The following is a 12,356-nucleotide window of genomic DNA, read 5'->3' as shown; positions in this document are numbered from 1 at the left end:
TTGACAACCTCGCGAGTGTCAAACAGCGAAGGGGGCGCCGTGCTTTCGTCCGGATAATGAATTGTAACCTTAGGCTCATTGTTAGTGTTGTCAAGCAATATGGATTTCGAATTAGGGGTAACCAAGTTGGCAAGATTGATCTTGTTCAGGCAGGTAATTTGGGCCTTATGCGAGCCGTGGAAAGATTTGATCCGACCAGGGGCTATCGCTTTTCTACCTATAGATGTTGAGGGATTAAGCAATCTACGATTAGGCTTATTCAGGGCAATGATAGATTCAGCAATGCCTGAGATTGCTTTCTCCTGACGAGCAAGAAGTGATTAGCCACCGATCTTGTATTGAAAAGCGAATGGCTTTTGTCGATATTGCAAAATCAACGGGTAATGCAAAGCAACATATTCAGTCTGTAGAGTGGCGAGAACCTAATAAGCTAAGGAGGGCAATTGAGTGAGCCCTGTACCTTGCATAAGCTGCTTGGCTGGAATTGCCGCATGCTCTACGGTCGTCGAGAAAATCCATTAGACACGGAATCACCGTTAAGCATCAACTTTTTACTGGCCAACCCATCCACTATATTTTCTCGGACGTGTATGCCTATCAGATCTCTCTGATCCTTTAAAGCATCTTCAAGTAGGAATGCACAAAGGTTGGAAACAGAGCGGCCCTCTTCGTCTGATCTTTTTATCAAAGCCTCGTGTACATTGTAGCTTAATGTAATTGAGATCCTGCGTGGTTGGCGCTGAAGAATTCGTAGTTTATCGTTCATTGCAGTACTTTATCGATCTGGGGGCAAAATTAAGCAGAAGCCGCACTCTTGCGAGTGGTGAAATGATCATATTCGTTTATCACTGGAAGAATCTGCACTTATTTGGAGTATTTAAGCTACCCATAGCCTCAAGTTTGTGCGGATTTTTGTAATCTGCTGCAGGGTGTGAGGCACAGCGCCGCAGTTTTTCCCATGTTAGCTCTTAGTCAAAAATCGCTAAGTACACAAGAGGCCAGTAATCTAGCTATAGTATCTGACCAATGCACTGGTACGCGCAACTTTCGGTAGTCAATTGCTACAGCCAGCGCTCGAGACACGACCTCTTCGTTGCCGGCGAGGCGCCGTGGATATAGGAGGCTCGACGAAGAAGTATGCGAACTTACATGATGGCCGCCTAGGACTCTATAGGCACGGTTATGCTTTTGCTGATCCTTCTTCGTTGAATGCTCTGCTGTGATTTAATCAATACTCGGTCACGCGAAGTTATTGCCTGCCAAAACGTATCCCGCGGATGGAGTCAATTAATCCCATTACATTGAGAATCCATGGGGCGACCACGGCGACCGTAGTCATGTTCAAGATGCGCTTCGTCTTTCAGTCCATCTGAATGTAGTTATTGATGGGCCATGGCAGTGCTCCAGCAACAATGAGGGTGATGACAAGTGATGCGAGAAATGCCGCGTGATTTCTCCTTTGCCGGTTTAAAACTTGTGTTGTGGTTTGAAGTATTGGCTAAAATTATCTTGGTGCCTGGATGCTCATCCAGGCTGGACATCTTCCCCTGTCAAGTCATGTGGTTGCACATTAAAACTGCTCGTTTTTTCTATGATGCTCATCAAATTGCTGGGATTCAGCTTTATCAGCGGATCGGCAGCAGATGTGTGATCAGCCCTCTTTTGAATACCCACTAATCGAGCAGCCACAGCAACCTTGTACGAGCTGCCTCAGCAGACCCGCAAGGTTGTATCAACCCGTAGATCACGCCTCCCAAGGCCCCTCAGCGGGTATTGAATCGCCTTCCCTTCCACTAAACATGCCCTTGCTCGAGCTTGAAGATCGCGAGGATGAACACCCCTAGAAAGAACAGCACCGGAATCGGAAAGATCAGGTTGATCCAATGGAAGCGCCCTACCCGGCGGCTGAGCAGCAGCAACTGCACGGCAAAGGCGCCATAGATCAATGCATTTGGGCCGATCGCGTGGGTCCCCACCAGAGGCCAGCCCAGCAAGGCGCCAGGCAGACACCAGGCGGCCCAGAAGAGGCCCGAAAGCCACAGCAGCATCGCCAGCATCCAGGGCCAGCGAACTTCTCCGGCGGCGGTCGTATTGAAGCCGACCACCATGTCGGCCAACCCGCCGGGATACATGCGATATGCGATCGAATCGCTGCCGAGCCAGGCGCTCACGGGCAGGCCGAGCTGCTCGTAGCGATGGGCTAGGAACCAATCCTCCACCACTTTGTCAGCCACTGCCACATGGCCGCCGGCGCGCTGATAGTCGGCCCGACTGCTCACCATCGCCGGCCCGAAGGCGACTCCACAGCTCGGCCCCAGCCTTACCGCCATCAGCCCCACCAGGTTAAAGAGCAGAGAGAGCTGCTCATAAGGCTTCTCTGAGCGGTGATAGGGCTGTACCGAGACCAGTCCTCCTTGCTGCTCGTGTTGGGCGAGCAGCCGCTGCAGGAACCGTGGGGCAGGTTCGGTGTCGGCGTCGAGAAAAATCAAAACATCCCCCCGGCTGGCCTGCACACCGTGGTGAAGAGCCCAGGTCTTGCCGCACCAGCCTTCGGGAAGAGGAGGTGGCTGAATCACCTTGATCGCAAGCGTGTCAGCGCCCTGGCGGGCGATGGTGGCGGTACCGTCGCTGGAGTCATTTCGATCACGATCACTTCAGCGGGCCTGAGAACCTGGTTGCTGAGGGCCGCCAGTAGATTTGGCAAGGTTGCTGCCTCGTTTCGGGCAGGTATCAACACGGACACCGTTCGCTGGTGCAGCGGCATGCAGGCCGGAAGGGACGGCAGACTCAAGGCCAGAATCCAGCGCACCAGCAGCGACACCTCCAGCCAGCCAATTAACGCTCAGTTGCCTGAGGAGAATTTTCACCTTAGGGAGAGGGACTGGAACTATCAACCATTACCTCGGATTTGCAGCAGAATGACTTGGGCGTGTCTATCTGCTTGAGGAGCAGCACCTCTTAACCTTCTCGTCCCGCTCCTATGAGCTGATGAGGTCGGTTCTGCTTAGATAGGATGGCGGAAACTAAATCAGCTACCACCGATGGATGGGAAATTATTTGTTGGTGGCTTGCTTTTGATCTTTCTATTTTTGTACGTAGGGGTTTACCTGTTAACCAGAGGCCTGACCCCGCCGGTATAGATTCACATTCGCCATCTTGTAAATGGCTTATGCCGTCAAGCTTGTCAACTGCAAGTATTTGATTCTTTGGCCGGTGCGGCGTTTACCCCATCGCCCACCAAGGCGGCGCCGCATTTCCCCCGATGCTGCAGGCCTTAATAGCTATTTGTGGCCTGGTGCTGCACAGTTTGGTGTACGTTGTGCGTCCTTGACCTTATCCGGAGGGGCGTGCAGCTCCACATGCTCTTGCTCGTTGGCATCGTTGCGGGCCACGATTGCAATGGCGGGCTCGCTGGCACTGAGGTTTACCGGCATGTGGATGACGCCTGCCGGGATGAATAGAAAGTCGCCCGTTTGGTTGATCACTGACCTCTCCAAGCAAGGGCCGTAAAAGGTTTTAACGCGGCCTGCCAGCAGAAATATCGCTGATTCCGATCCCACATGGCGATGCGCTGCTGCCTGCCCACCAGGGGGAATCACCACCCTGTTCATCGACAGGCCACGGGCACCGCTGTTGGCGCCGGAAATGCCCACAAACTGCTTTAGTTTTTGCTTGTTGGTGCTGGTTGTTAGCGGCCGCACGGTGACGATCTCGTCCGCCGCCTTGTTGAGATTCCCTTTGGGGGCCGAGGCGGCTGGCACCGTGATGGGGCTGCCCTTCGGCGCCACGTAAACCACCACGACCACCGCTGGCTCAGGACCCAGGCTTACGCCTCGATGCATTTTGTTTACCGTTTCGATTAGGGCCTGGCCTGGTTGCAGGGATTGGCTGGCGCCGTCGTCGCTTTCGACTCGCAAGCTTCCCTGCAGCAACACGCCGGCATTGATCACCGGATGGAGATGGCGGGGCAGGGTTACTCCGGCAGGCACAGTGACGCGCAGCACTGTTACTTCGGCTTGGATATCGTTGAGCTTGGGTAGTAGGTCCCCATTCCAGGAGCGATCGCTGCGGATCAGGGTTTCTACCTTCACGCCCAGGGCAGCAGCGCTTGGGCCGTCATCGGCGCGCGCATTTCCCATGCCCGTGCCAGTAGCCCAGGCCGCCAAGAACGCCAGGGCCAGCAGCCCCAGCCTGGATTGTCTCTTCAAGGGTGCCGAACTAGCTGATTGAAATCTTGGCTCCTATCCAGACTCAGATGTGAAGCGGCCTTCATGAAGTCTGATTGCCGCGGGTGAAGAGCCATTGCGGCAGCGGTATGGATGGTTGCCTTTTTGGTTTGGCGGAGAGATCATGTTTACATCGGGATTCGGAGGCTCCACTGATGGAAGACACCCCCCCTGAGCATTTGCCAGGAGTGCTCTGACGATCCGGCCCCTGCTCCAACACTCTCGACGGATCTCTGACGTCTCTTGGCTGAAAAGCCTCCACTGCGCCGCCTTAGGTGCCCCGGATTAATCGAGACGTCCCACTGGTCACCTGGCCCCAGGTGCTTGCGTCAGCAGCTCCGCAGTACAACTTAAGACACCCAGATCTCATGATCTGATTGCTATCTAACTTGCGCCCAGCCGAGCCCCACCCATCCGGGCAGGCACCACAGCTGGGTCAACAGAAGCCCGGGGCATGCGCTCCGGGCTTCCTAGTTTTTATGCCGCTTGGGAAAAGGCCATGACGGCGCCACCAGAGACTGATCAGCAGTCGATTGAGCGCCGGGCCCAAGAGCTGCTGGCCCAGCTCAGCGTTGCCGAGAAGCTTGCCCTGCTGGAGGGCAATACCGACTTCTGGCCCGGCATGGTTGACATTGCCAGCCGCGACGCCTCCCACCTGCACCCCTGGCCAGCGGGAGTGTTGCCGCGCCTGGGGCTAGCCGGACTGCAGTTCGTTGATGGCCCGCGGGGGGTGGTGCTCCAGGGCGGGGCGACTACCTTCCCCGCTCCGATTGCTCGCGGTGCCTGCTGGGACGTGGATCTGGAGGAGCGGATCGGCGTGGCCATGGCCCGCGAGGCTCGCAGTTTTGGGGCCAACTGGCTGGCGGCGGTGTGCGTCAATCTGCTGCGCCACCCCGGCTGGGGCCGGGCCCAGGAAACCTATGGCGAAGATCCGGTGCTGCTCGGCTGCCTGGGGGCGGCACTGACCCGCGGCATCCAGCGCCACGCCGTGGCCTGCGTCAAGCATTTAGCCCTTAACTCGATCGACAGCTCCCGCTTCCTGGTGGACGTGCAGGTGAGTGAACGGGTGCTGCACGAGCTTGACCTGCCCCACTTCCGCGCCTGCGTAGAGGCCGGGGCTGGCTCGCTGATGGGCGCCTACAACCAGGTGAATGGCGAGTGGTGCGGCCAGCACCCCGTGCTGCTCAACGAAATCCTCAAGCAGCGCTGGGGATTCAGGGGCTTCGTGGTGACCGATTTCATCTTCGGGATGCGCGATGGCGTTGCCGCGGTGCGGGCCGGCCAGGACTTGGAAATGCCCTTCCGCCGCCTCGGAGATGCGGGTGAGGCCAAACCGCAGCGGTAGTTCGGGGATTAAAAGCGGTTGGCTCTGGTTGCCCAGGCAGAGCTTAAGCGCATTGCAAACAGCGGGGCTGTCGAGCAGCCCGTGCACCAGCACTAGGGGGATTGCATCGGCGATGGGACCACCATCCGATTTGCATACTCAATCTGACCTTTCCACCACGGTGCTGCGGCCCAGCAGCAGATCCCGCGCCCCGTTTACCCGTTGCATCGTGTCGTGACTGCCACCGCGGTCTGGGTGGTGTTCGGCGGCGGCGCTCTTCCAAGCTCGGTTGACTTCGTCGGCGCCGATGCGCCCGGCAAGGGGCAGGTGTAATCGCTGACGCGCCACGATCGCATCAAGATCGGGATGCTTACCCAGAGGGCCCCAGTCGGCTTTGCTCAGCGCAGGGCTGCGCTTTTTGCCCCCTTTGCGTCGTGACTTGCTCTGGCCCGATCCACCGAATCCCCGCTGGGACTGGCTTGTCTCTTCAGCCGCCCCATGGGCTGCCTTGGGCGATCGGGTCGGTACCAGACCGGTCAAATTGGCTTGCATGGTCTGGGGCATCAGCTCTGCCGCGATATATCCACTGTCCTCCATGGCCGGCAAGCCCCGTGGTGGCCTAGGCGACGCTCATGGCTGGCTAAGGGCGAGATCTTTGTGCCTTGCGCTTCTGGAGCGGCTTTTGATAAGGCTGCCGGGACCTCGGCCTATCTAGTGTCAGATGGGTCTAAACTTAAGAAGAGGTGAGGCGCGCTTGCCGCGATCGGTCATCTCTGGCCTGCGTAGTGGGGGTTTTATGGGATCGGCGACCAGATTTCGCCTGCGAAACAGGCCTCTCGCTGGGTTCATCAACCTCCGCGAGGGTCAGCGTTGGCCAGTGGAGCAACCCATGGAGGGCTGGTTGCGGTGGGAGTGCAGGGTGCTGCCTGTAATTCCTGTGAAAATCGCCAACTTCAGTGCTGGTGGCGTGGCGATATGGGTTGATCCACAGCTTGATTTGTATCCCGGCGGCCATGGCGTACTTATCACCCAGGCCCATGGCCGTGGCTGTGGCTACAGGCCGGTTAAGGGCTGCTGGCAAGTCAAGGGTGCCAATCGTTCTTTGGTGGGCCTTGCCTTCGAGCGCTGAGGCTGGCTTTCAGTTTTCAAGTATTCGCTGAATCCGGTTGGATTGGGACCCGGCTAAGCGCCCCTGGCCATCGGGGCTAAGACTGGTTCTTGGCAGCTGGCGAATCGGTTTTACCTCTTTTACCCGTAAGGCGTAAACGTGTAGGCCGATGGCCACCACGACCAGCAGCATCAGGCTGAAAGCTGTGCGGTGGCTGCCGTCGCTGCTTTGCATCGCCTGGGGTGCGGAATTGCTGATGATCCCAGTCTCTCAGGAGCAAGAGATGTGAAGACCTCCCCGATCCCAATCCAGGGCCAGCCAGCGCTCCTAGGATTTGCTTAAGAATTGAACGGTGCAGAATTCGATGCGTGTGCCATCCCTGCTGGCTCTGGCGGCCCTTGTGGGCTTTGTGATCGTGGAGTTGGTGCTCTGACCGGCAGCCAAGAACACCGCTTTAAACAGTCAGGGCTTCTAGGGTCCGCTTTTACTGCGCCCCTGACCTGTGCAGGCACCCATGCTCCACTCCCTAGCCTTTCTGTTGACCAGGGGCCAGGAGTTGCCCGAAGAGGGCGTTGATTGGCAGGCTCTGGTTGCGGCCCAAGGCCACCAGGGTCCTGATCTCGGCCGGGGTCTGAGGCTGTTTCGGATGCCAGATCAATGGCAGGGCAGCCTCGATGAGTTGGTGGCTAGTGGCTGCGCCACCATCGCCGGTGAAGATCCCCTCGGCTCAGCGCCAGAGCGGCGTTCCCTGATCTGCGATGCCGTGGTGACGCAGTTTGACGTGCCCTCCCTGTGGATCGGCGTCTACGCCGTTAGGGGCCCCGCCGAAGGCTCTTGGCTGCAAGTGCAGCAGGTGGAGCTGCTGGATCGCTTTCCCCTGGCTGAGGCAGCCAATGAGACCTGCTGGTTTTATCCCACCGATAACGGCTCCTACTTGTGTTGGGAAAATCAGACTGGCCTGACCCTCGCTCCGGGATGGTTGCCAGAGCAGGGGGGGCAGGAGCTTCCTATCGCCTATGACCGCGGCGAGGTGCACGTGCTCTGGTCGCTGATGGCCGATGACCAGGCACTTACTTGTGTGGGCCTCACCTATCAGCGCCGGCGTATCGAATGGCCGTTGCTTGAGCGCAGCCCCGCACCCAGTGCCACCTGGACCAGCTTTGAGGTCGACACCATGGCCGACCCCAGTTACGTAGAACGCGCTCGCATCAGCGTTTTTCCGCAGTGAGCGGGCGCAGCCGCCTTGCTCAACGCACGAACAGCATCTCCTGGTAGGTGGGTAGGGGCCAGAGGTTGTCGTCGACCAGGGCCTCCAGGCCGTCAACCGCCACGCGCAAGTCGGCCATCAACGGCACCAGGGTGTCGGCGGAGTAGCGCATGTGGGCTTCGGTGCCGTGGGGGGGATGGTCGATGGCGCTTTGCAGTTGGCCGCTGATGTCCATCAACGACTGGCACAGTCCAGCCACCTCCTTGGAGGTTTCCGGCGATACCTGGATGCCTAGTGAACTCTGCAGTTGCAGGGATTCAGCTAGTTCGCCGAGGTAGCGGATCGCTGCCGGGTACACCTGGGTGCGGGCGATCTGGACGGCCAGCTTCGCTTCCACATCGATCGCCAGGATGTACTGCTCGGCGTAAACCTCGAAGCGGCTCTGCAGCTCGACAGCCGAGAGCACGCCGGTGCGCTCGAACAGCTCGCGCATTGATTGGCGCTCCAACACCGGCAGGGCATCGGCGGTAGTGCGCAGGTTTTCCAGGCCCCGCTCCTCCACTGCCATGCGGTGCCACTCATCGGAATAGCCGTTGCCGCCAAACACGACGGCGCCATGCTGTTCGATCAGGGTCTTGAGCACGGCCAGAGCCCCTTCCTCAAGGCCGTAGCCACTTCCCAGCTTTGCCTCCAGCTCGCTGGAGATCCAGGCGAGGGAATCGGCCAGGATGGTGTTAAGGGCCACAAGCGGGCCAGCCACCGATTGGTTGGAGCCGACGGCGCGAAACTCGAAGCGGTTGCCCGTGAAGGCAAAGGGTGAGGTGCGGTTGCGATCACCGGCGTCCTTGTCGAATTCGGGCAAGGTATCCACCCCGAAGTCCATCACGCCGCCGAGGGCCGAGCCGGAGAGTCGGCCCTCGCGGATCTGGTTGAACACATCCTCCAGCTGGCTGCCCAGATACACCGAGATGATTGCCGGGGGTGCTTCGTTGGCTCCGAGGCGGTGGTCGTTGCTGGCGGTGGCGATCACGGCCCGCAGCAGGGGGCCGTACATATGCACGCCGCGGATCACCGCTCCGCAGAACATCAGAAACTGCAGGTTTTTATGGGGCGTCTTGCCCGGATCGAGCAGGTTCCCCTGGGTGGCGTTGCCGATCGACCAGTTGACGTGCTTGCCAGAGCCGTTGATGCCAGCGAAGGGCTTCTCGTGCAGCAGGCAGGCCAGACCATGTTTCTTCGCTGTGCTGCGCAGCAGGGTCATGGTGAGCTGCTGGTGGTCGGTAGCCACGTTGGCGGCCTCGAAGAAAGGCGCAATCTCAAACTGCGATGGGGCCACCTCGTTGTGGCGGGTTTTGGCCGGAATCCCCAGGCGGTACATCTGCCGCTCCACCTCCTGCATGAACACCTGCACCCGCTCCGGGATGGCGCCGAAGTAGTGGTCGTCAAACTGTTGGCCCTTGGCGGAGGGGCGACCGAACAGGGTGCGGCCGGCCAACAGCAGGTCTGGCCGCAGGGGCACGTAGGCGCTGTCGATCAGGAAGTACTCCTGCTCGGCGCCGCAGCTGGAGTTGACCGGGGCAATGGTGGTTTCCCCCAGCAGGCTGAGCAGCCTGTGGGCCTGTTTGTTTACGGCTGCGATCGAGCGCAGCAGGGGGGTTTTTTTGTCGAGGGCCTCGCCGGTCCACGAGACGAAGACGGTGGGGATGCAGAGGGTGACACCGTTGGGCGTCTCCATCAGCCAGGCGGGGCTGGTGATATCCCAGGCGGTGTAGCCGCGAGCTTCAAAGGTGGAGCGGATACCGCCATTGGGAAAGGAGGAGCCGTCGGGCTCGCCCTGCACCAGCACCTTGCCGGTGAATTCGGTGAAGACCGTGCCGTCGCCCTGGGGTGAGATGAAGCCGTCGTGCTTCTCTGCAGTGGAGTTGGTGAGCGGATAAAAAACGTGGGAGTAATACAGGGCACCTCGGGCGGTGGCCCACTCCTTCATCGCCTGGGCTACAATGTTTGCCACCGACACGTCGAGCTTGCTGCCCTCCTTGATGGTGCGCTGCACCGATTTGAAGATCTCCTTCGGCAGCGCCGCCTTCATCTTGTCGAGGGTGAATACGTCGCTAGCCCAGAGCTCATCGAGGGGCTGAATCGGAGCTGTAGGGGCGGCGGGGCGGCTGAGAATCTTTTCGAGGGCTTGAAGGCGTGGTTGGGAGGGCATGGGGAGTTCGCCACTGAACGTCAATTCACCTACACAAAGCTGTTCCCCCCTTCAAACTTTGCTGCGGTTGATACCAGCGGCGCGATTGGGCCTGGCTTGGCGTGTGCGGTAACCGTGACCACGCTGCTGCGAATTTGAGTCGCCAGCCCCAGACTTTTACTTTCCAGGTAGTCAGGGATGGCCTCAGCCGATAGCCAGGCTCTGAAGGAGTCGATGCAAGGGCATCTCTTCTTCAGTCAGGCCAAGTCCAGCTCCCTGGCCACCAGCCATGACCATTACCGCTGCCTGGCTTTGGCGGTGCGTGATCGCTTGCTCAAAAACTGGGTCGACACCGCCGACACTTACACCCGCGAGCATGTCCGCACGGCCACCTACCTGTCGGCGGAATACCTACTGGGCCCGCACCTGGAAAACAACCTGGTGAATCTGGGTTTGGTGGAGGCAGCCCGGGAGGCCTGCGCCAGCTTGGGCTTGAGCCTTGAGGAGCTGATCGCCGAGGAGCCCGAACCCGGTCTTGGTAATGGTGGCTTAGGGCGACTGGCCGCCTGCTTCCAGGAGTCGATGGCGACGCTGGAGCTGCCAGCGATCGGCTACGGCATCCGCTACGAGTTCGGCATCTTCCGCCAGCAGATCACCCCCCACGGCCAGGTGGAGAGCACCGATCCCTGGCTGGCCCATGGCAATCCCTGGGAGGTGATCCGGCCGGAGTGGAGCTATCCGGTGCAGATAGGTGAACAAACCGTGATCGGCGTCGCCTACGACACCCCAATCCTGGGCTATGGCGTAAACACCGCCAATACCCTGCGGCTCTGGTCGGCGGTGGCTCCCGAGGCCTTCGACTTCGCTTCCTTTAACGCCGGCGATTACACCAGGGCGGTGCTGCGCAAAATGCAGGCGGAGACCCTTTCAACGGTCCTCTACCCCAACGACGAGCTGGACCAGGGCAAGCGACTGCGTCTCTCCCAGCAGATCTTCTTCGTCAGCTGCTCCCTGCAGGACATGTTCCGCATCCTGCGGGGCCAGGGGCTGGAGGTTACCGACTTCCACCGCAAGTTTGCGCTGCAGCTGAACGACACCCATCCAGCCATCGCCGTGGCTGAGTTGATGCGGCTGCTGATGGACGAGTACGGCATCGATTGGGATACCGCTTGGTCGATCACCACCGCCAGCATCAGTTACACCAATCACACCCTGCTGCCCGAGGCCCTGGAAACCTGGGGCGTGGAGCTGTTTGAGCAGTTGCTGCCCCGCCAGCTCGAGATCATCTACGAGATCAACACCCGCTTCCTGCGCATGGCCCGGATTCGCTATCCCGGCGATTCCCAAATCCTGCAGCGCATTTCCTTAATTGAGGAGGGCCCGCAGCGCCGGGTGCGCATGGCCCACTTGGCGGTGGTGGGCAGCCACCACGTCAACGGCGTGGCCGAGCTGCACAGCACCTTGCTTAAGCAGCACCTGTTTGCTGATCTGGCCCGGATCTGGCCGGAGCGGTTCACCAATGTCACCAACGGCGTCACACCGCGGCGCTGGCTGGCGGTGGCTAACCCACCGCTGGCGGCCCTGCTCGATGAGGCGATCGGCGATCGCTGGCGCACCCACCTCGAGGAGCTTCAAGGTCTTGCCGCCTTTGCCGACGACTCTGCGTTCCTGGAGCGCTGGCAGGCTGTGCGGGATCTCGGCAAGCAGCGCCTCGCCCAGTACATGCGCCGCGAGCTGGGGGTGCTGGTTGATCACACCTCCCTGTTTGATGTGCAGGTCAAGCGCATCCACGAATACAAGCGCCAGCACTTGGCGGCCCTGCAGATCGTTGAGCGCTATCTGCGCATCCGCGCCGGTGAAGACCTGCCGCCGCGCACCTTTGTGTTCGGTGGCAAGGCGGCTCCGGGCTATGCCCTGGCCAAGTTGATCATCCGCCTGCTGGTCGGTATCGCCGACGTGGTCAACATGGATCCGGCCATGGATGGCCGCCTCAAGGTGGTGTTCCTGCCCAACTTCAGCGTCAGCCTGGGCCAGCTGGTGTATCCAGCGGTTGATCTCTCTGAGCAGATCTCCACCGCTGGTAAGGAGGCATCCGGCACCGGCAACATGAAGATGGCTCTCAATGGTGCTGTCACGATTGGCACCCTCGATGGGGCCAACATCGAAATCCGCGATTGCGTTGGGGCTGAGAACTTCTTCCTCTTTGGCCACACCGCAGAGCAGATCGAGCAGCTGGGCCACGGCGGTTATCACCCGATGCCCTGGATCGAGCAGGACCCGGCAGTGCGCCAGTCCCTGGAGTT

9 protein-coding genes and 1 pseudogene are annotated in these 12,356 nt (G+C 59.7%); 5 read left to right on the top strand and 5 right to left on the bottom strand.

Annotated elements, in window-relative coordinates:
- A pseudogene (locus tag KBZ07_RS08985) lies at positions 1-221 on the top strand (sigma factor); the annotation flags it as partial.
- Positions 222-496: 275 nt separating this feature from the next.
- Here the strand turns inward: KBZ07_RS08985 and KBZ07_RS08980 are convergent.
- The 3 genes from KBZ07_RS08980 to KBZ07_RS08970 all read right to left on the bottom strand — a co-directional run bounded on the left by KBZ07_RS08980 (position 497) and on the right by KBZ07_RS08970 (position 4,139).
- On the bottom strand, positions 497-766 hold the full coding sequence (locus tag KBZ07_RS08980; RefSeq protein WP_254931290.1) for a ribbon-helix-helix domain-containing protein: 270 nt from the start codon (positions 764-766) through the stop codon (positions 497-499).
- A gap of 1,027 nt (positions 767-1,793) precedes the next feature.
- On the bottom strand, positions 1,794-2,582 hold the full coding sequence (locus tag KBZ07_RS08975) for a glycosyltransferase (protein ID WP_254931291.1): 789 nt from the start codon (positions 2,580-2,582) through the stop codon (positions 1,794-1,796).
- Positions 2,583-3,281: 699 nt separating this feature from the next.
- Positions 3,282-4,139: a cupin domain-containing protein gene (locus KBZ07_RS08970; RefSeq protein WP_254931289.1), complete on the bottom strand. Its 858-nt coding sequence runs from the start codon at positions 4,137-4,139 to the stop codon at positions 3,282-3,284.
- A gap of 586 nt (positions 4,140-4,725) precedes the next feature.
- Here KBZ07_RS08970 and KBZ07_RS08965 point away from each other — a divergent pair.
- Positions 4,726-5,571: a glycoside hydrolase family 3 protein gene (locus tag KBZ07_RS08965; RefSeq protein ID WP_254931288.1), complete on the top strand. Its 846-nt coding sequence runs from the start codon at positions 4,726-4,728 to the stop codon at positions 5,569-5,571.
- A gap of 138 nt (positions 5,572-5,709) precedes the next feature.
- Here the strand turns inward: KBZ07_RS08965 and KBZ07_RS08960 are convergent, their stop codons facing one another.
- Positions 5,710-6,147 carry a hypothetical protein gene (locus tag KBZ07_RS08960; protein WP_254931287.1) on the bottom strand — a complete coding sequence of 146 codons (438 nt, stop codon included), beginning with the start codon at positions 6,145-6,147 and terminating at the stop codon, positions 5,710-5,712.
- A 340-nt stretch (positions 6,148-6,487) separates the two neighbouring features.
- On the opposite strand from KBZ07_RS08960, the gene KBZ07_RS08955 reads away from it, so the two are divergent.
- Entirely contained in the window at positions 6,488-6,679 is a 192-nt protein-coding gene (locus KBZ07_RS08955; RefSeq protein WP_254931286.1) for a hypothetical protein, read from the top strand.
- 493 nt (positions 6,680-7,172) lie between these two features.
- Positions 7,173-7,886 carry a hypothetical protein gene (locus KBZ07_RS08950; RefSeq protein WP_254931285.1) on the top strand — a complete coding sequence of 238 codons (714 nt, stop codon included), beginning with the start codon at positions 7,173-7,175 and terminating at the stop codon, positions 7,884-7,886.
- Positions 7,887-7,905: 19 nt separating this feature from the next.
- Here the strand turns inward: KBZ07_RS08950 and KBZ07_RS08945 are convergent, their stop codons facing one another.
- Positions 7,906-10,074 (bottom strand): glutamine synthetase III, encoded by a 2,169-nt coding sequence (locus KBZ07_RS08945; protein ID WP_254931284.1) that lies wholly within the window; start codon positions 10,072-10,074, stop codon positions 7,906-7,908.
- Between the two features lie 177 nt (positions 10,075-10,251).
- Here KBZ07_RS08945 and KBZ07_RS08940 point away from each other — a divergent pair.
- A partial coding sequence (locus KBZ07_RS08940; RefSeq protein WP_254931283.1) for a glycogen/starch/alpha-glucan phosphorylase occupies positions 10,252-12,356 on the top strand: 2,105 nt, incomplete at its 3' end.

The sequence above is a fragment of the Cyanobium sp. BA20m-14 genome, assembly GCF_024346295.1.
Note: the sequence above shows the minus strand (reverse complement) of the source record. Positions and strands in the feature narration are given on the sequence as shown.